A 19474-nucleotide genomic window follows, 5' to 3' on the forward strand; every position below is an offset into this window, starting at 1 on the left:
TTTAGTTAGATATTAGTTCTTCCCCTCCCATTTCGGGAGGGTTTTTTTATTTTCTGTTTTAATAGACATTTTAAAAATTGTCCGTTGTAACCTCAATCGAATGACTATGTTTTTTTGATTCTGTGCTATAAGAAATGGGTCTTTACATCAAAAAAAGTGATGATTAAATAACCATCACTTTTTGTTTTTTAACTGATTGGCGTATTCTGTCATTTTAATTGCGTGTTTCAAACGCATATTCATAATATCAGAAATACCATTCTTATATTTGTCTACAGCTTGGGTGGATAATCCACAATTTTTACTAATAGAATAGGCTGTGGCATTTTCTAGCAGCCATTTAATAGCATTGATATCAACTAACATATTTACCTCACAAAAAACCAAATGATCACTACGATCAACAGAAGCCCTAAAATAAACTCAAGTTTTTCTCTAGCTGTGGTTTTTTTAACATTAAATTTTACTTTCATCACGATACCTGTTATAATTAAAGCAAGCCCCACCAAGGGGCGGATAGTGATTGTTCACTATCCGAATTCGATGTGCCACTCAATGCTTATGATGAACAAGTTGATTTTGACTACTAGCTTATTCGTCTTAGCTTTGATTGGCTTTTTTCTTCGCCTTAACATTTATTTTTCCTTTCTTTAGTTTCCTTGTCTAAGGTTTCCTCCTTAACCTTATGTATATATTATACAACTAAAGTTGTATTAAATCAAGAGATTTTACTAACTTTTTTAAAAAAATAAAAGATTTTTTCCTATTAAATAGCTTCATTCTATATCTCTTTTATAATTAAGCTTGAACTTTCTTGGAACCTATGCTAAACTAGTAATACAAATGATGAGCCGTGAAAGTTTTAGAAGTCAGTACCTAAAACAGACCCTAAAACCTAAAAACAGCTATATAATTGAGTTTTAGAAACTCCCACCGGCTCCATATTTTTTATTCATGGAAGATTACTCAAGAGGCTTAAGAGGCCGTGTTGGAAACGCGGTAGGCGTGTAAAAGCGTGCGTGGGTTCGAATCCCATGTCTTCCGTTGTTGAGACATCATTGTGTAGCAGTGGTGTTTTTTTGTACAAAAAAGAGTCCCAAAAATAGACAAGTGAGGGAGGAGAAAAAGTGATTGCACAGCTAGATACCAAATCAGTCTATACCTTTATGGAAAGCCTTGTAACTATAAAAGACTATGTTCAAGTGGCTAAAAGCATGGGGTATGGCGCATTGGGAATCATGGATATAGATAATTTATATGGTGCTTATGAATTTATCGAAGCCTGTCAGGCCCACAAGCTCAGCCCCTTTGTCGGTTTAGAAATTGGACTAGAGGTAGACAATGAAACAATTCCGTTTCGGATGATCGCTCTGTCAACGAAGGGCTACCAGAGTCTGATGAAGATGTCGACCGTCAAAATGATGGGGAAGAGCAATTGGGAGGATGTGAAGCACCTAACAGAAGGAGTAGCAGTTATTGTCCCAGCGCCTTTTGCTAGTGGAGACTTTCCGCTTGGTCTAGATTACTTCATCGGAGTTTTTGCGGATACGCCGGTCCAAGAGTTTAGCCACCCTGTGCTCCCTCTTCATACTGTGCGTTTCTTTGAGTCGGAAGATGTGGAAGCCATGCAGATGCTGGCAGCCATCAAGGACAATCAAAGCTTGACAGAAACAGGGCCAATTGATCCTACAACAGTCCTAAAAACTCCTCAGGATTTAAAGAATGATTTTGCAGAGCGATTTCCTCAAGCCATCACAAATCTGGAAAAACTAGTCCAAGGGATTCAATACGATATTGATACTCAGTTGAAATTGCCTCGCTTCAATCCCCAGAAATCAGCAGTTGAGGAACTGAGAGAATTAGCCCAAGCGGGTCTTCTTCGAAAGAACTTGACCAGTCCGGTCTATCAAGAACGTCTGGAGTATGAATTAGACATTATTCACCAAATGGGCTTTGATGATTATTTCTTGATTGTCTGGGACCTTCTTCGTTTCGGACGGAGTCAAGGTTATTATATGGGAATGGGACGTGGGTCTGCTGTAGGTTCACTAGTAGCCTATGCATTAGGAATTACAGGGATTGATCCTGTGGAGAAGAACCTCCTCTTTGAGCGCTTTTTAAATGTGGAGCGCTACACCATGCCGGATATTGATATTGATATTCCTGATATCTATCGTCCAGAATTTATCCGCTATGTGCGAGACCGTTACGGGAGTTACCATGCAGCTCAGATCGTGACCTTTTCAACCTTTGGGGCCAAACAAGCCATTCGAGATGTCTTTAAACGTTTTGGGGTACCAGAGTACGAATTGACCTCCATTACCAAGCGGATTGGTTTTAGGGATACACTGACGACTGCTTATGAACAGAATCTAGCTTTTCGACAAGTGATTCATAGCCGAGCAGAATTTGAGCGTGGCTTTGAAATTGCTAAAAGAATTGAAGGCCAACCAAGGCAGACCTCTATCCATGCGGCTGGGGTTGTGATGAGTGACCAGGATTTGACGGATCACATTCCTCTCAAGTATGGAGAAGACATGTTTGTCACCCAGTATGATGCCCATGCGGTTGAAGCCAATGGTCTGTTGAAGATGGACTTTTTGGGTCTGCGAAATTTAACCTTTGTTCAGAAAATGAAGGAAGCCGTCTATGAAAAGTACCAAGAAGAGATCGTGATTGAAGCCATTGATTTAGAAGATCCAGAAACCTTGGCCTTGTTTGCTGCAGGGGATACCAAGGGGATTTTCCAATTTGAACAGGCTGGAGCCATTCGCCTCTTGAGACGAGTGAGACCCAATCATTTCGAAGAAGTGGTAGCGACCACCTCTCTCAATCGTCCAGGGGCTAGTGATTACATTGATAATTTCGTCAAAAGAAAGCACGGCCAAGAAAAAGTTGAGATTTTAGATCCAGCTATTGAAGAAATCTTACGGCCCACTTATGGGATCATGCTCTACCAAGAGCAGGTCATGCAGGTTGCCCAGCGTTTTGCAGGCTTTAGTCTAGGGAAAGCCGATATTTTACGTCGGGCTATGGGCAAAAAAAATGCAGCTGAAATGCACAAGATGGAAGACGATTTTGTCGCAGGTGCTCTTAAACTTGGACATACGGAAGAAAAAGCCAAAGAGGTCTTTGCGATCATGGAAAAATTCGCAGGCTATGGGTTTAACCGTTCCCATGCCTATGCCTATTCTGCCTTGGCCTTTCAGATGGCCTATTTCAAGGTCCATTATCCAGATGTTTTCTTTGATGTCATGCTCAATTATTCGAGCAGCGATTATCTGACAGATGCTCTCCAGTTTGATTTTAAAGTCGCGCCATTATCCATCAACACCATCCCTTACAGAGATAAGTTCCAGGATCGAAAAATTTACTTGGGAATGAAAAATATCAAGGGACTCCCGAGAGATTTAGCCTATTGGATCATTGATAATCGTCCCTTTGAAAGTGTCGAAGATTTTATTTTACGCCTCCCCAATCAGTATCATAAATTACCTCTGTTAACACCTTTAGTGGAGCTTGGATTGTTTGATATTTTTGAAAAAAATAGACGCAAGGTGCTTCACAATTTGCCGAATTTGTTTGTCTTTGCTGATGAGCTAGGTAGTTTATTTGCAGATTCTAACTATTCCTGGACAGAAGCAGAGGACTTTAGCCAGGCTGAAAAATATGAGAAGGAAGAGGCCATTATTGGCGTCGGGCTCAGTACCCACCCATTGGTTGCGATTGGGAAAACGAGTCCCTACGAGATCCAACCAATTTCTCAACTCATACAAGGAGAGCAGGCGCGCATTCTCATTGAGGTACAAAACATTCGAACCATTCGAACCAAGTCGGGCGATCTCATGGCTTTCTTACAAGTCAGTGATACCAAGAAAAAATTGGATGTGACCCTTTTCCCTGAAACCTACAATCGATTTTCCTCCTTGATAAAAGAAGGTGGCTTTTATTACTTGACGGGGAAGGTACAGGAGCGTGATGGGCGCTTGCAGATGATTCTAGCAGAGGCACAACTAGCGACCAATGAAAAGTTCTGGATCCAGTTGCTCGATCATCGTCAGGATAAAACGATTCTTTCTATCTTGAAAAAATATCCGGGCCCATATCCTGTGATATTACGCTATGAAGACGAGAAAAAAACTCTTCAATTGAAGGGCTATACAGTCCAGAAAAACAAAGAATTGGAAGATGAACTAAAGAATCTCGTTATGAAAACGATTTATCGGTAAAAACTGCGAAAAATACGAGAATTTTAGTCTTCTTTGTGTTATAATTACGTAGAATGTAAAAGAAAAAAAGGAGCAAACAACGAAATGAAACGTATTGCTGTTTTAACTAGTGGTGGAGATGCCCCTGGCATGAACGCTGCCATCCGTGCAGTTGTTCGTCAAGCAATTTCAGAAGGAATGGAAGTTTTCGGTATCTATGATGGATATGCGGGAATGGTTGCTGGTAAAATTCAGCCCCTTGACGCCTCATCTGTTGGAGATATTATTTCCCGTGGTGGTACCTTCCTTCATTCAGCTCGTTACCCTGAATTCGCTCAACGCGAAGGTCAATTAAAAGGGATCGAGCAATTGAAGAAACACGGGATCGAAGGTGTTGTCGTTATTGGTGGAGATGGTTCTTACCATGGTGCGATGCGCTTGACTGAGCTTGGATTCCCAGCTGTTGGTCTTCCTGGTACGATTGACAACGATATCGTCGGAACTGACTTTACAATTGGTTTTGATACGGCAGTCACAACTGCAATGGACGCGATCGATAAGATCCGTGATACTTCATCTAGTCACCACCGTACTTTCGTTATCGAAGTGATGGGACGTAACGCTGGAGATATCGCTCTTTGGGCAGGGATTGCATCTGGTGCAGATGAAATCATCATCCCTGAAGAAGGATTCAAGATCGAAGATGTTGTTGAGAGCATCAAAGAGGGTTACGCAAAAGGTCGTACCCACAACATCATCATCTTGGCTGAAGGCGTGATGTCTGCAGATGAATTTGGTAAAGCGTTGAAAGAAGCTGGTGATGAAAGCGATCTTCGTGTAACTGAGCTTGGCCACATCCAACGTGGTGGTTCACCGACTGCGCGTGACCGTGTTCTTGCTTCACGTATGGGAGCACACGCAGTTAAATTGTTGAAACAAGGAATCGGTGGTGTAGCCGTTGGTATCCGCAATGAAAAAATGGTGGAAAATCCAATCCTTGGTAAAGCAGAAGAAGGAGCCCTCTTTAGCTTGACAGAAGATGGTAAGATTGTGGTAAACAATCCACATAAAGCTGATCTTGGTCTTGCCGAGTTGAACCGTAGCTTGTCTTCAATCTAATTTTATTTCATAAATTCGTTAACCTTGTCTTAAAAAGACAGATATATTTAAAAAGGAGTCATATATATCATGAACAAACGTGTAAAAATCGTTGCAACTTTAGGTCCTGCGGTAGAAATCCGTGGTGGTAAAAAATTCGGTGAAGATGGATACTGGGCTGAAAAACTTGACGTTGAAGCTTCAGCACAAAACATTGCTAAATTGATCGAAGCTGGTGCGAACACTTTCCGTTTCAACTTCTCACACGGTGACCACCAAGAACAAGGTGAACGTATGGCGACTGTTAAACGTGCAGAAGAAATCGCTGGTAAAAAAGTTGGTTACCTTCTTGATACAAAAGGTCCTGAAATCCGTACTGAATTGTTCGAAGGCGAAGCTAAAGAATATTCATACAAGACTGGTGAACGTATCCGCGTTGCTACAAAACAAGGTATCAAATCAACTCGTGAAGTGATTGCTTTGAACGTTGCTGGTGCGCTTGACATCTTTGATGACGTTGAAGTTGGACACCAAGTATTGGTTGATGATGGTAAATTGGGTCTTCGCGTTGTAGAAAAAGACGCTGCAAAACGTGAATTTGTTGTTGAAGTTGAAAACGATGGTATCATCGCTAAACAAAAAGGTGTCAACATCCCTAATACGAAGATTCCTTTCCCAGCACTTGCTGAACGTGATAACGACGATATCCGCTTCGGTTTGGAACAAGGTATCAACTTCATCGCGATCTCATTCGTACGTACTGCAAAAGACGTTCAAGAAGTTCGTGCTATCTGTGAAGAAACTGGTAACAGCCACGTTCAATTGTTTGCTAAAATCGAAAACCAACAAGGTATCGAAAACTTGGATGAAATCATCGAAGTTACTGATGGTATCATGATCGCTCGTGGTGACATGGGTATCGAAGTACCATTTGAAATGGTTCCAGTTTACCAAAAAATGATTACTTCTAAAGTAAATGCTGCTGGTAAAGTTGTTATCACTGCAACAAACATGCTTGAAACAATGACTGAAAAACCACGTGCTACTCGTTCTGAAGTATCTGACGTCTTCAACGCTGTTATCGATGGTACTGATGCTACAATGCTTTCAGGTGAATCTGCAAACGGTAAATACCCACTTGAATCTGTAGCTACAATGGCGAAAATTGACATGAACGCTCAAACACTTTTGAAAGAATATGGTCGTTTGAACCCTGCTTCATTCGAACGTAACTCTAAGACAGAAGTTATGGCTTCAGCTGTTAAAGATGCTACAAACTCAATGGATATCAAATTAGTTGTAACATTGACTAAGACAGGTCACACTGCACGTTTGATCTCTAAATACCGTCCAGATGCTGATATCTTGGCATTGACATTTGACGAATTGACTGAACGTGGATTGATGTTGAACTGGGGTGTTATCCCAATGTTGACAGATGCTCCTTCATCAACTGACGATATGTTCGAAATTGCTGAACGTAAAGCAGTTGAAGCTGGTCTTGTTAAATCTGGTGATGATATCGTTATCGTTGCTGGTGTACCAGTTGGAGAAGCTGTTCGTACAAACACAATGCGTATCCGTACAGTACGTTAATAGACAATTTGATCTTAAAGCCTTGCTGGTTGGTCCGAAAGGATTGACCGCGAGGTTTTTCTTTTTCCTGTTTAGTATGACAAGAATTCTCACTAATGCTTACTTTCTCTTTTTTAAAGATCAAAAACATGGTATAATAAATAAAAAGGAAGGGAGACATTCATGCCAAGGAGAGATTTAATTAGAAATGTCATCATTGTCGGTGTACTGGTTTTGGCACTGATTTTGCTTCGAATCTTTGTATTTCATCCATTTAGTATCAATGATAAAATGGCCAATGCTTCTGTGAAAACTGGAGATCTTGTGGTAGCGACTAGAAATGCTCAGGTAGATCGCAGTGATTTGGTCTTATATAAGGTCGGTGGAAAAGAATACCTTGGACGTGTCATTGCCAAAGAAAACGACGAAGTCAGCTACGTAGATGATGTCCTCTATTTGAATGGACAGGCAACACCAGAACCTTACCTGAATAAAATGCTGAACAAACATCTAGCTGCTCCAACGAGTAATGGGTATTATACGGACGATTTCTTCTTATCGGAGTTAAAAGGGACCAAGGCTGGTCGTGTACCATCGGATACTTATCTGGTCTTAAATGATAACCGAGGGGATACAGAAGATAGCCGTGAGTTTGGTTATATCCATAAAAATCAGATCGAAGGAGTCGTGAATCTGCGTCTCTATCCTCTCAATAAATTTGGATTTATAAAAGTAGAAGAATAGCCGAAAGGCTATTTTTTTTATAAATATCAAAATCAACTAGTTTTTTTTCCATTTTTGTGGTAAGATGTTCATTAAATAATTTTTTAGGAGGAGAATGCTATGCAGTATGCTTTGGAAATTTTACCAAGTTTGTTAAAGGGAGCAAGCCTCACCTTGCAAGTGTTTGCTTTCGTATTGATTTTATCGATTCCACTAGGAATCGTTGTTGCATTTTTGCTTCAATTGCGCTCAAAGATCCTGCATGGCCTCCTAACAATTTATATCTGGATCATGCGAGGAACTCCTCTTTTGCTTCAGTTGATCTTTATTTATTACGTCCTTCCAAGTATCGGGATTCGGATTGATCGGTTGCCTGCGGCTATTACAGCCTTCACCCTCAATTATGCAGCCTATTTTGCGGAAATCTTCCGTGGAGGAATTCTCGCCATTCCGACAGGTCAGTATGAGGCGGCCAAGGTCTTAAAATTGAGTTCATGGCAAACAATTCGCTATATTATTTTGCCTCAGGTGGTGAAGATCGTTCTTCCAAGTGTCTTCAATGAAGTCATGTCCTTGATTAAAGACACCTCCTTGGTCTATGCTCTGGGAATTAGTGATTTGATCCTCGCTAGTCGGACGGCAGCTAATCGTGATGCCAGTCTAGCACCCATGTTTTTGGCGGGAGCTATTTATTTAATCCTCATTGGGATCGTGACCATCATTGCTAAGCGAGTTGAAAAGAACTTTTCATATTATAAATAGGAGCAGAAGCATATGTTAGAATTAAAACAAATTTCGAAACGGTTTGGGGATAAGCAGATCTTATCAGATTTTAATCTTCTCGTTCCTGAAAAACAAATTGTCGCCATTGTTGGTCCTTCTGGGGGAGGAAAGACCACCTTGCTTCGCATGTTAGCTGGTCTTGAAACCATTGATTCTGGTCAGATCATCTACAATGGTGAAAACTTGCCTCTGGATGCCTTAGAAAAACGAAATCTTCTTGGTTTTGTCTTCCAGGATTTTCAATTATTTCCACATTTATCGGTCATGGAAAACCTTATCTTGTCCCCTATAAAGACCATGAATGTGACCAAGGAAGAAGCGAGTAAAAAAGCCATGAGCTTACTGGAGCGTTTGGGACTCGAACAACATGCGGATGCTTATCCATTCTCTCTATCTGGTGGTCAGAAGCAACGGGTGGCACTGGCTCGTGCTATGATGATCGATCCAGAAATTATTGGCTATGATGAGCCGACTTCGGCCTTGGATCCAGAATTGCGATTAGAAGTTGAGAAGTTAATCTTGCAAAACCGTGAACTGGGGATGACTCAGATCGTTGTTACCCATGATATTCCATTTGCAGAAGCAATTGCGGATGTTCTTCTCAAGGTTGAGCCTAAATAGGAGGAGAGGATGAAACGAGTAATACCATGGCTGCTAGGTGTCCTTAGTCTCGTTCTTCTGACTGCCTGTGGACAGACAGTGAGTGATCCTAAAGTGGACAACTGGCAAAAATACCAAAAAGAGCAGTCCATCACGATTGGTTTTGATAATACTTTCGTTCCAATGGGCTTTGAGCAAAAAGATGGGAGCTACGCTGGTTTTGACATTGATTTGGCCAATCAAGTCTTTGAATCTTATGGGATTCATGTCAACTGGCAACCCATTGATTGGGATATGAAAGAGACGGAACTGAAAAATGGGACCATTGATGCCATCTGGAATGGCTATTCGGCAACAGATGAACGTCGGGAAAGTGTTGCTTTTACTAAGCCCTATATGAAAAATGAACAAGTCTTGGTCACTAAGAAAGCCTCTGGGATCCAATCAGTCGATGGGATGAAAGAGAAACGATTAGGTGCCCAGACCGGATCGTCTGGCTATATGGATTTTGAAGCCAATCCTAAAATCTTAAAAAATAAGGTTAAAAATCAAAAGGCTACCCAATACCAGAGTTTCAACGAGGCTCTGATCGATCTTCAGAATGATCGGATCGATGGCCTCTTAATCGACCGTGTCTATGCCAACTATTATCTGCAAACGGAAGGAATTTTAAAAGACTACAATGTCTTTCCTGTCGGTTTTGAGACAGAATCCTTTGCGGTAGGAGTGCGCAAGGCGGATAAAACTTTGAAGAAAAAAATTGATGAAGCTTTCGTAAAACTCTATCAAAAGGGCCAGTTCCAAAAGATCTCTAAGAAGTGGTTCGGAACGGATGTAGCAACAGACGATATCAAGTAAAAGAGAGTGGGACAGAAATCGGTAATTCGTTAGAATTCGATTTCGTCGTCCCACCTCCGCACAGTTGAGTAGGGCTGTAAAAGCTGATGAAATCAGCGTAGTAGAGCCCACTCAACCACTGCGTCTTGCTCAACAATCCAAAAATAATTGAGAGGCTAGGACTTTTGTCCCCGCCTCTTTTAGTCGGTTTTATTAGTGATTTGATGGAAAATCTTTTGCCAAGTTTCGTGGCGACGCCAGAGACTGGTATGGATTTGACCGTCTAGTTCATAACGGATGAGTTTGGTTTTTTGGCTGATGGACTCTAGTTCAAAGTTCTGGAATTGAACTTGGTCGCTTGCGAGAGCCTCTATTAATTCTGCCTTGTTGTGTTCGTGACCGGTATCGTCAATCAAGGTATAATTATCCGCTAGCAATGTATCAAACTCTTGCTTAGCATAGAGGCGTTTTTCGTAGGTTAAGAGTTTCTTTTCAACGTTTTCGATCAGCTCATCTTCAGGAATTGAGCTAGGTTCCACATGGACGTCAATGTCAAAGACTCCAAATTCTTCTTTCAGGAGATCCTCGACTTCTTCTGTGATCGCATGGCTTTCATAGACGGAAAGATCGGGATTCATCTCCAAGACAACGTCCAGATAGATATTGCTTCCGTAGGTCCGTCCGCGTTGGTATTTCACACGCGCAATCTTAGGGAGTTTTAAAATAGCTTTTTCGTAATCTTCGAGGAGGCTATCGTCAAAGCCGTCTGAAAGACTAAAGGAAGATTCCATAAAGATATCGTAGGCTGTTTTAAGGATAAAGAAGGTGATGATGATGGCTACGATTTTATCGACAATTGGATAGTTAAAAGCACTAGCAGCGATCGCGATCGACGTTCCAAGAGATGTGACGACGTCTGAAAGATTGTCTTTTGCGGCTGCTTTTAAGGCTTTTGATTTGGCCCGTTTTGCTAAGCGAAGATTGTAGAAATAAACGCCTAGCATGACAAGGGCTGAAACCACTCCGACGCCAGCACCGAGTGGATCAATGCTAACTGTTTCATTGCTGAAGATCTTTTGGAGGGTATCGCGTAAGACATCAAAACCGACATAAAACATAATGATGGAGGTGACTAGACTAGCTAGATCCTCAATTTTCCAGTGACCAAACTTGTGATCACGGTCAGCTGGTTGGCGAGCGAGACGAATCCCGATGAGCAGGGCAGCATTGCTGATGATATCAGATAAGTTGTTAAATCCATCGGCTACCAAACTGGATGAATGAAGTAGATGGCCGGTAGCCAATTTTACTGAAGAGAGCAATAAATAGGCTAGAATACTAATGATAGCGCCACGTTCGGCCAGTTTTAAGTTACTGTATGGTTTATCCAAAATATCCTCCTAGACCTCGGATGAAATCCTGTTTTCTTTAAGCTACTATTATATCGTTTTTGGAAGGGAAATTCAAATGAGTCCTTTTTTAAAAGAAGCTAGGCCGGTTTTTGTGGTATAATAGAACGATTGAATGAATGAGGAGTATGAGATGAATCCTTTATTGAATGGTATGAATGATCGCCAGGCAGAGGCGGTCCAAACGACGGAAGGTCCCCTCTTGATCATGGCGGGGGCTGGTTCGGGTAAGACACGTGTTTTGACCCACCGCATCGCTTACTTGATCGATGAAAAAATGGTCAATCCTTGGAATATTTTGGCCATTACCTTTACCAATAAAGCCGCTCGGGAGATGAAGGAGCGGGCTTATCAGTTGAATCCAGCCACCCAAGATTGCTTGATTGCGACCTTCCACTCCATGTGTGTGCGTATCCTTCGTCGAGATGCGGATCACATTGGCTACAATCGTAATTTTACCATTGTCGATCCAGGTGAGCAACGGACCTTGATGAAGCGGATCTTGAAGTCCTTGAATTTGGATCCTAAGAAATGGAATGAACGGACAATTTTAGGGACTATTTCCAATGCTAAAAATGACTTGATCGATGAAGTGGCCTATGCTGCCCAAGCGGGGGATATGTATACCCAGATCGTCGCTAAGTGTTATGAGGCTTACCAAAAGGAACTCCGTCAGTCAGAAGCAGTGGACTTTGATGATTTGATCATGCTGACCCTGCGTCTTTTTGATCAGCATCCAGATGTGCTGACCTATTACCAGCAGAAGTTCCAATATATCCACGTGGATGAGTACCAAGATACCAACCATGCCCAATACCAATTGGTCAAACTCTTGGCTTCACGTTTTAAAAATATCTGTGTCGTTGGGGATGCTGACCAGTCTATTTATGGCTGGCGGGGAGCAGATATGCAGAATATCCTGGACTTTGAGAAGGATTATCCTGATGCCAAGGTCGTTTTGTTAGAGGAAAATTATCGTTCCACTAAAACTATCCTGCAAGCAGCCAATGATGTCATCAAAAACAATCGCCACCGCCGTCCGAAGAATCTCTGGACACAAAATGAAGACGGGGAAGAGATTGTCTATTACCGGGCTAATGACGAGCAGGATGAAGCGGTCTTTGTTGCTAAAACCATTGAAGAGCTTAGTCGCGAAGCTGGCTACAAGCACCGTGATTTTGCTGTTCTCTACCGAACCAATGCCCAGTCACGGACCATTGAAGAAGCGCTGCTCAAATCCAACATTCCCTACACCATGGTAGGGGGCACCAAGTTCTACAGCCGGAAGGAAATTCGGGATGTTATTGCTTATCTGAACTTGATTGCCAACCTCAGTGACAATATCAGTTTTGAGCGCATTATCAATGAACCCAAGCGGGGAATCGGGCCAGGTACAGTGGATAAGATTCGTGACTTTGCTCAAATGCAAGAGTCTTCACTCCTGGATGCTTCAGCCAATATCATGCTCTCAGGCATCAAAGGAAAGGCAGCCCAAGCCATCTGGGACTTTGCCAATCTCATTCTTGATTTGAGAGAAAGATTGGACCAGCTGACCATTACAGAGTTGGTCGAAGAAGTCCTTGACAAGACAGGTTATATGACAGCCCTAACCAATCAGGGAAATTTGGAAAGTCAGGCCCGCATCGAGAATATCCAAGAGTTCCTGTCTGTTACCAAGAATTTTGATGAAAATGGAGAGACCGTCGACGACGAATCAGGTGTGGAGACCTTGAGTCGTTTCTTGAACGATTTGGCTTTGATTGCCGATACAGATGATGGGGCCCAAGAAACTTCAGAAGTGACCTTGATGACTCTTCATGCAGCCAAGGGATTGGAGTTCCCAGTCGTCTTCTTGATTGGGATGGAAGAAAATGTCTTTCCTCTTAGTCGTGCGGCAGAGGATCCAGATGAATTGGAAGAAGAGCGTCGTCTGGCTTATGTAGGGATCACGCGGGCAGAGAAGGTTCTCTTCTTGACCAATGCTAACTCACGTTTGCTCTTTGGACGAACCAGCTACAACCGTCCGACACGTTTCATCAATGAAATTAGCTCGGATTTATTGACCTACCAAGGATTAGCTCGTCCAGTCAACACTAGCTTTAAGGCTTCTTATAGCAATGGAGGCGGAACGACCTTTGGAAAAGGTATGAGCCTGTCACAAGCCCTTCAAGAGCGCAAGAGACAAGCAGCTCCAAGTACTCTCACATCATCAAGCCTCCCCTTTGGCAATAGCAACCGTTCTAGCGCCAAAGAGAGCGTCGCTTGGTCCATTGGCGACATTGCCATTCACAAGAAGTGGGGTGAAGGAACCGTGCTTGAAGTATCTGGTAGTGGTAGTACCCAAGAACTCAAGATCAACTTCCCAGAAGTGGGGCTAAAGAAACTCTTAGCCAGTGTCGCTCCGATTGAGAAGAAATAAGTTAAGACCAGGAAGCTAAGTTCACTGTTTCAGATTATAAACAAGTAACATCTTTTCAGAAATTTAAAGTTATTACTGAATGAGACTATTGAAAAAAGATATTTTGGAACTAGTGCAAAATAGATTGAGACTTTTCGCCGTGAGGAAAGCATCGGAAACGTATTAGTTTCTGGTGCTCGGTAGATTTGAGACAGAAGGCTCAAATCTAAGGTATGGAATCCCAAAGGGAGTCGCTACCGTCCGTCCTCACTTAAGGAAAGTCTCAATAGAGAAATGAATATTCAGTTAAAACCAGCAAGCCTCGTTTGCTGGTTTTGATTTTACTGGTGGCATGATATAATATACTAAGAATAGAGAAAGAGGCATGCTATGAACGAAATCAAGTGCCCCAACTGTGGGGAAGTCTTTACAGTCAATGAAAGTCAATACATCGAACTCTTGTCACAGGTACGGACAGCAGAGTTTGACAAGGAAATTCATGAGCGAATTCGGCAAGAGTTGGCTTTAGCAGAGCAAAAGGCCCTTAATGAGCAGCAAGAGAAGTTAGCAAAGAAGGATCAAGAAATTGCTCAGTTACAAAACCAGATTCAACAGTTTGATACTGAAAAAGAATTGGCTAAAAAAGAGGTGGAGCAAACAGCTAGCCAAAGCCTGCTAGAGAAAGAAAAAGAAGTGCAAGCACTGGAGAATCAATTGGCCACCTTGCGCTTGGAGCATGAGAACCAGCTGCAAAAGACGCTTTCTAATTTGGAGAAGGAGCGTGATCAGGTACAAAACCAATTGCTCCTTCAAGAGAAGGAAAATGAACTGTCCCTAGCTTCTGTCAAACAAAACTACGAAGCCCAGTTAAAGGCAGCCAATGAACAGGTCGAGTTTTACAAGAATTTTAAGGCCCAACAATCTACAAAAGCTATCGGTGAAAGTCTGGAGCAGTATGCGGAAAGTGAATTCAACAAGGTTCGCAGTTTTGCCTTCCCAAATGCCTATTTTGAAAAGGATAACAAGGTCTCTGCACGTGGGTCTAAAGGCGACTTTATCTTTCGCGAGTGTGATGAAAATGGAGTGGAGATTATCTCCATTATGTTCGAGATGAAGAATGAAGCTGATGGGACAGAGAAGAAGCATAAGAATGCGGATTTCTACAAAGAGTTGGACAAGGACCGTCGAGAAAAGAACTGTGAATATGCGGTTTTAGTGACCATGCTTGAAGCAGATAACGACTACTTCAACACAGGAATTGTCGATGTCAGCCACGAGTATGAAAAGATGTATGTGGTGCGCCCTCAGTTCTTTATCCAAATTATTGGGCTCCTGCGCAATGCGGCCCTCAATTCCCTTAAATACAAGCAGGAATTGGCGCTTGTTCGTGAACAAAATATCGACATCACCCACTTTGAAGAAGACCTGGATGCATTCAAAGTAGCCTTTGCTAAGAACTACAACTCAGCTTCCGTCAACTTTGGTAAGGCAATTGATGAAATCGATAAGGCTATCAAACGGATGGAAGAAGTCAAGAAATTCCTTACCACATCAGAAAACCAACTCCGTCTCGCTAACAACAAGTTGGATGATGTTTCCGTTAAAAAATTGACACGGAAAAATCCAACCATGAAGGCCAAGTTTGATGCTCTGAAAGGAGAATAATCTTTGTATTCAGCTAAGAACGCTACCTTGTCCATGAATGGGAAAACAATGGACTATGTGACATTTGGAAAAGGAAAGGACCCTCTAGTAATTATACCAGGCTTGGGGGATGGGCTTCAGACCGTTAAAGGAAAGGCCCAGCTCTTTTCTCTCTCGTATCGTCTACTTGCTAAACGCTATAAAATCTATGTTTTTTCTCGGATCAATGAGTTGAGACAGGGTTATACGACGCGGGATATGGCAGCAGATGTTGCAGAAGCAATGGAGGCGCTGAACTTAGATACATCTTATGTTATGGGGATTTCGCAAGGTGGAATGATTGCCCAATGGTTGGTGGCGGATTTCCCTGAAAAGGTTCAAAAGCTCATTTTAGCCGTGACCACTGCAAAACCTAGTCAACTTGCTAGAGAACGAATTGAGCATTGGCAACAACTTAGTCAATCTGGAAATTTTAAGCATCTCATGCTGGATATTGCAAAGCATTCATACACGCAAAAGAGTTATCAAAAGTGGCGGTTGCTTTATAATATTATGGGTCGCTTGGGGCGAATCAAAGATGAGAAACGAATTGCCATTCAGTCTCAGTCTTGCCTGGAACATAATAGCCTGGAGGTCTTAAAAGAAATTCATTGTCCGACCCTGATCCTTGGTGCGTTTGAAGATGATGTGATTGGTGTGAAGGGATCAAAGGAACTGGCAAAAGCGATTTCGGGTTGTCAGCTCCTTATTCTAAAGCACTCTGGGCATGCTCTTTATGAAGAAAATAAAGTATTTCAAGAGGCTGTCTGTGAATTCTTAAACTAGAAAAAGCTGGAATATTTTCCAGCTTTTTTATGTTAGTTAAATCGCAAAGAGATCGTTTAGGTTTTCTGCCATGGTTGGGTGGGTAAAGATTTGTTTTGCGATGTAAGTATAAGGGATCTTGTTGTCCATCGCCATGGTAATCAGGTTGATGATTTCGCCTGCAGCTTCTCCAAAGAGCGTCACTCCAAGAATTTCTTTAGTTTCTGGGTTGACCACGGCTTTGAAGGCACCTCGAAGGTCTGCATTGACGTGTCCGCGTGGCATAGCAGCAACTGGCAATTCTTTAACGGCAACTTGAAGTCCTTTGTCACGTGCTTCTTGCTCGGTCAAGCCGACTTGGGCAAGTGGAGGAGCAATAAAGAGTGTTGTCGCATAATTTCTACGAGTTTCGAGATTGTAGCTACCATCGCCTGTGAGGTAGTTGAAGACAATGCGGAAGTCATCGAGTGACATGTAGGTGAATTGAGGGCCACCATTGACATCTCCAGCTGCAAAGACACCAGGGACGCTGGTTTCCAAATGACGGTTGACTTGGATCGCTCCACGATCAGTGACTTGGATGTCTGTGTTTTCAAGACCAAGTCCAGCTGTGTTTGGCTTACGACCTGTTGCGTAGAGAAGGATATCGAACTCAAAGTCTCCCTTATCTGTGACAACCGTTAAGCTGTTTTGGCCATCTTTGATTTCTTGGGTATGAATGCCTTGCAAGAATTGAATACCGTCTTCTTCAAGGTAGCCTTTTGCAAGAGCTGCAATACTTGGCTCGATCCGTGGCAAGAATGTTTCAGAAGCATCCAATACCGTTACTTGGCTGCCCAAGGTATTATAGAGATGAGCAAATTCCAATCCAATTGGTCCACCGCCAAGGACACCCAGGCGTTTAGGTAGGTTTTCCAAACGTTGAATACCGGTTGAATCCACGGCAAATTTACTTTCAGCCAAACCTGGAATCGGAAGGATAGTTGGCACAGCACCAGTATTAATAATAATGGTTTCAGCTGTCAATTCTTCCTTTTCATCTCCAGCTTGAATTTCGATGACCTTGTTAGAAACGAAACGAGCCGTCGCATCGATAATATCCACACCAGTTCCAGCAATGGTTGCGTAGTTCTTGCCATTGAGACGAGTGGTGACCGCATTTTTTTCGCTCATGGCTTGCTCAAAATCCAAGCCTTTTTCTGCTGCAACAATCAAGGTCTTGGTTGGAATACAAGCGATATTGATACAAGTACCACCGTACATAGACTTGCTCTTTTCAATCAGAGCGACTTTTTTTCCTTGGCTTGATAATTTCGCTGCAAGTGTTTTACCAGCTTTACCAAATCCAATCACAATAACATCATACATTAACATATGTTACACCTTCTTTCGCTTTCTATTGTATCAAACCCATTTTAAAAAGTCTGAAATCTGCTACGGGATTTTTTAGGAGCTCATGGGAAGTGGGAAAGAGGGACAAGAAGTCTCATTTCGTGGTATAATAAAGGGTCGGTGACCCGGATGGTCACACAATCAGTTAGAAAGAGCAAATAAGATGGACGGAATTATCAATGTAAAAAAGGAAGCAGGCATGACCTCACATGATGTGGTATTTAAACTGCGAAAAATCTTAGGAACTAAGAAGATCGGCCATGGGGGAACGCTGGATCCGGATGTGGTGGGAGTGCTTCCAATAGCAGTTGGCAAGGCGACCCGGATGGTCGAATTCATGCAAGATGAAGGCAAGGTCTATGAGGGAGAAATCACTTTGGGATTTTCTACCACGACGGAGGATGCCAGTGGGGAAGTCATAGAGCGGACCCCAGTGGAAGCCCCTTTAGATGTAGCAGAGGTGGACCGCATGATTGCCCAGATGGTGGGAGAAATGGAGCAAGTACCACCTATGTATTCAGCGGTCAAGGTCAATGGACGTAAGCTCTATGAATATGCTCGGGCAGGAGAAGAAGTGGAACGCCCTATCCGACGGGTAACCATTTATGAATTCACGCGCACCAGTGAGATTAGCTATGAAGAAGGACTAGCCCGTTTTCGTTTCCGGGTCAAATGCAGTAAGGGCACCTATATCCGGACCTTGTCTGTGGACCTTGGTCAAAAACTGGGCTACGCAGCCCATATGTCTCATCTGACCCGAACCAGTGCTGCCGGTTTGTCACTAGAAGATGCCCTGACCTTGGAAGAAGTGGCTGAAAAAGTAGCCCAAGGAGATTTGAGCTTTCTTCATCCACTTGAAATTGGCACCGGGGATCTGGAAAAAGTAGATCTGACAGTAGAAGAGGTTGGCGAAGTCCAAGTGGGACGCTTTATTCCAGTTGAGAGTGACTCCAAAGAGTTAGCTGCTTTTTACCAAGGAAAATTGGTAGCCATTTTAGAAAAAAGAGAAGAACTTTACAAACCTCGAAAAGTCTTTCTAACAGAAAGTGTGTTACAATAAATTCATGAATATTCGTACGATTACTACTGCTAACCAGATCCATTTGGAGAATGAGACAGTTTTGGTTCTGGGCTACTTTGATGGCCTGCATCTGGGGCATCAAGAACTCTTTAAAAAGGCGCGTCAGATAGCGGATGAAAAAGGCTTGAAGGTCGCTTTGTTAACCTTTCCTGAATCTCCTAAGTTAGCCTTTGTTCGCTACCAACCAGAATTACTGCTTCATTTGCAGAGCCCTGAGGATCGGTTCCAAAAATTAAACGAACTAGGTGTGGATGAGCTCTTCCTCATTGATTTTACGACCGATTTTTCTTCTAAAACAGCCAAAGAATTTGTCGATCAATTTGTCAAAGCCTTGAGGGCCCGAGTTTTAATTGCTGGATTTGATTATAGTTTTGGCTCTGATAAGAAAACGGCCTCTGACTTAGCTGATTATTTTGATGGTCAAGTGGAAGTCATTTCTCCTGTATTGGATCAGGGGGAAAAGATTAGTTCAACCCGCATTCGTCAGGCTGTCCTGGAAGGACGCGTTCAAGAAGCTGCCCGTCTACTTGGTCACCCTTTATCCAGTCGGGGCATCGTCGTGCATGGGGATGCGCGTGGCCACACCATTGGCTATCCTACTGCCAATTTAGCACCGATTGACCGGACCTATTTACCATCAGATGGGGTTTATGTAGTTGATGTCGATTTTAAAGGGCAGATCTATCGAGGCATGGCTTCTGTTGGCAAAAATGTCACCTTTGATGGAAAAGAGCTTCGTTTCGAAGTCAATCTCTTTGATTTTTCTGGAGATATTTATGGCCATACTTTGACCATTCATTGGTTGGATAAGATACGGGAAATGGTCAAATTCGATGGGATCGATCAACTAGTGGCTCAATTGAAAGAAGATGAAGCAGTTTCACGAAACTGGACCAAGAGGCTGGGACAAAAGTCCTAGCCT

The 19474-nt window shown here is 42.6% G+C and carries 15 protein-coding genes and 1 tRNA gene; 13 read left to right on the forward strand and 3 right to left on the reverse strand.

Features of this window, described 5'->3' with window-relative positions; genetic code table 11:
- Positions 1-174: 174 nt before the first annotated feature.
- Positions 175-366 carry a hypothetical protein gene (locus tag HMPREF2926_RS00005; RefSeq protein ID WP_009732644.1) on the reverse strand — a complete coding sequence of 64 codons (192 nt, stop codon included), beginning with the start codon at positions 364-366 and terminating at the stop codon, positions 175-177.
- A gap of 590 nt (positions 367-956) precedes the next feature.
- Here HMPREF2926_RS00005 and HMPREF2926_RS00010 point away from each other — a divergent pair.
- From HMPREF2926_RS00010 to HMPREF2926_RS00045, 8 genes are all read left to right on the forward strand, one after another.
- Positions 957-1044 (forward strand) — tRNA-Ser (locus tag HMPREF2926_RS00010).
- An 83-nt stretch (positions 1045-1127) separates the two neighbouring features.
- Positions 1128-4229, forward strand: a complete 3102-nt coding sequence (locus HMPREF2926_RS00015) for a DNA polymerase III subunit alpha (RefSeq protein WP_070586041.1) — start codon at positions 1128-1130, stop codon at positions 4227-4229.
- A gap of 84 nt (positions 4230-4313) precedes the next feature.
- Complete coding sequence (gene pfkA / locus HMPREF2926_RS00020; protein ID WP_021152956.1) at positions 4314-5327, forward strand: 6-phosphofructokinase; 1014 nt, start codon at positions 4314-4316, stop codon at positions 5325-5327.
- Positions 5328-5396: 69 nt separating this feature from the next.
- Entirely contained in the window at positions 5397-6902 is a 1506-nt protein-coding gene (gene pyk, locus HMPREF2926_RS00025; RefSeq protein ID WP_013903352.1) for a pyruvate kinase, read from the forward strand.
- A gap of 162 nt (positions 6903-7064) precedes the next feature.
- Complete coding sequence (gene lepB, locus HMPREF2926_RS00030) at positions 7065-7625, forward strand: signal peptidase I (RefSeq protein ID WP_003006560.1); 561 nt, start codon at positions 7065-7067, stop codon at positions 7623-7625.
- 99 nt (positions 7626-7724) lie between these two features.
- On the forward strand, positions 7725-8366 hold the full coding sequence (locus HMPREF2926_RS00035) for an amino acid ABC transporter permease (protein WP_049490580.1): 642 nt from the start codon (positions 7725-7727) through the stop codon (positions 8364-8366).
- A 12-nt stretch (positions 8367-8378) separates the two neighbouring features.
- Positions 8379-9008 carry an amino acid ABC transporter ATP-binding protein gene (locus HMPREF2926_RS00040; protein WP_070586043.1) on the forward strand — a complete coding sequence of 210 codons (630 nt, stop codon included), beginning with the start codon at positions 8379-8381 and terminating at the stop codon, positions 9006-9008.
- Between the two features lie 9 nt (positions 9009-9017).
- Positions 9018-9845: an amino acid ABC transporter substrate-binding protein gene (locus HMPREF2926_RS00045; protein WP_014713119.1), complete on the forward strand. Its 828-nt coding sequence runs from the start codon at positions 9018-9020 to the stop codon at positions 9843-9845.
- A 179-nt stretch (positions 9846-10024) separates the two neighbouring features.
- Here the strand turns inward: HMPREF2926_RS00045 and HMPREF2926_RS00050 are convergent, their stop codons facing one another.
- Positions 10025-11215 (reverse strand): cation diffusion facilitator family transporter, encoded by a 1191-nt coding sequence (locus HMPREF2926_RS00050; protein ID WP_070586045.1) that lies wholly within the window; start codon positions 11213-11215, stop codon positions 10025-10027.
- 151 nt (positions 11216-11366) lie between these two features.
- Between HMPREF2926_RS00050 and pcrA the strand changes: the two genes are divergently transcribed.
- From pcrA to HMPREF2926_RS00065, 3 genes are all read left to right on the forward strand, one after another.
- Entirely contained in the window at positions 11367-13652 is a 2286-nt protein-coding gene (gene pcrA / locus HMPREF2926_RS00055) for a DNA helicase PcrA (RefSeq protein ID WP_070586048.1), read from the forward strand.
- Between the two features lie 369 nt (positions 13653-14021).
- Entirely contained in the window at positions 14022-15296 is a 1275-nt protein-coding gene (locus HMPREF2926_RS00060) for a DUF2130 domain-containing protein (protein WP_070586050.1), read from the forward strand.
- Positions 15297-15299: 3 nt separating this feature from the next.
- Complete coding sequence (locus HMPREF2926_RS00065) at positions 15300-16100, forward strand: alpha/beta fold hydrolase (protein WP_070586051.1); 801 nt, start codon at positions 15300-15302, stop codon at positions 16098-16100.
- A 36-nt stretch (positions 16101-16136) separates the two neighbouring features.
- Here HMPREF2926_RS00065 and HMPREF2926_RS00070 read toward each other — a convergent pair whose 3' ends face one another.
- Positions 16137-17453, reverse strand: a complete 1317-nt coding sequence (locus tag HMPREF2926_RS00070) for an FAD-containing oxidoreductase (protein ID WP_070586053.1) — start codon at positions 17451-17453, stop codon at positions 16137-16139.
- A 181-nt stretch (positions 17454-17634) separates the two neighbouring features.
- On the opposite strand from HMPREF2926_RS00070, the gene truB reads away from it, so the two are divergent.
- Together truB and HMPREF2926_RS00080 are read left to right on the forward strand one after the other, a co-directional pair.
- Positions 17635-18531, forward strand: a complete 897-nt coding sequence (truB, locus tag HMPREF2926_RS00075; protein ID WP_070586055.1) for a tRNA pseudouridine(55) synthase TruB — start codon at positions 17635-17637, stop codon at positions 18529-18531.
- Between the two features lie 4 nt (positions 18532-18535).
- Positions 18536-19471, forward strand: a complete 936-nt coding sequence (locus HMPREF2926_RS00080; protein ID WP_070586057.1) for a bifunctional riboflavin kinase/FAD synthetase — start codon at positions 18536-18538, stop codon at positions 19469-19471.
- Positions 19472-19474 lie beyond the last annotated feature (3 nt).

Origin of the sequence: Streptococcus sp. HMSC078D09, from assembly GCF_001813675.1 — a bacterium.
In the GTDB taxonomy this organism is placed as follows: domain Bacteria; phylum Bacillota; class Bacilli; order Lactobacillales; family Streptococcaceae; genus Streptococcus.

Bases quoted from the DNA above. Each gene is read 5' to 3' on its own strand.
- HMPREF2926_RS00005 (WP_009732644.1), bottom strand. From the start codon at position 366: ATGTTAGTTGATATCAATGCTATTAAATGGCTGCTAGAAAATGCCACA.
- pfkA (WP_021152956.1), top strand. From the start codon at position 4,314: ATGAAACGTATTGCTGTTTTAACTAGTGGTGGAGATGCCCCTGGCATG.
- pyk (WP_013903352.1), top strand. From the start codon at position 5,397: ATGAACAAACGTGTAAAAATCGTTGCAACTTTAGGTCCTGCGGTAGAA.
- lepB (WP_003006560.1), top strand. From the start codon at position 7,065: ATGCCAAGGAGAGATTTAATTAGAAATGTCATCATTGTCGGTGTACTG.
- HMPREF2926_RS00035 (WP_049490580.1), top strand. From the start codon at position 7,725: ATGCAGTATGCTTTGGAAATTTTACCAAGTTTGTTAAAGGGAGCAAGC.
- HMPREF2926_RS00040 (WP_070586043.1), top strand. From the start codon at position 8,379: ATGTTAGAATTAAAACAAATTTCGAAACGGTTTGGGGATAAGCAGATC.
- HMPREF2926_RS00045 (WP_014713119.1), top strand. From the start codon at position 9,018: ATGAAACGAGTAATACCATGGCTGCTAGGTGTCCTTAGTCTCGTTCTT.
- pcrA (WP_070586048.1), top strand. From the start codon at position 11,367: ATGAATCCTTTATTGAATGGTATGAATGATCGCCAGGCAGAGGCGGTC.
- HMPREF2926_RS00060 (WP_070586050.1), top strand. From the start codon at position 14,022: ATGAACGAAATCAAGTGCCCCAACTGTGGGGAAGTCTTTACAGTCAAT.
- HMPREF2926_RS00070 (WP_070586053.1), bottom strand. From the start codon at position 17,453: ATGTTAATGTATGATGTTATTGTGATTGGATTTGGTAAAGCTGGTAAA.
- truB (WP_070586055.1), top strand. From the start codon at position 17,635: ATGGACGGAATTATCAATGTAAAAAAGGAAGCAGGCATGACCTCACAT.
- HMPREF2926_RS00080 (WP_070586057.1), top strand. From the start codon at position 18,536: ATGAATATTCGTACGATTACTACTGCTAACCAGATCCATTTGGAGAAT.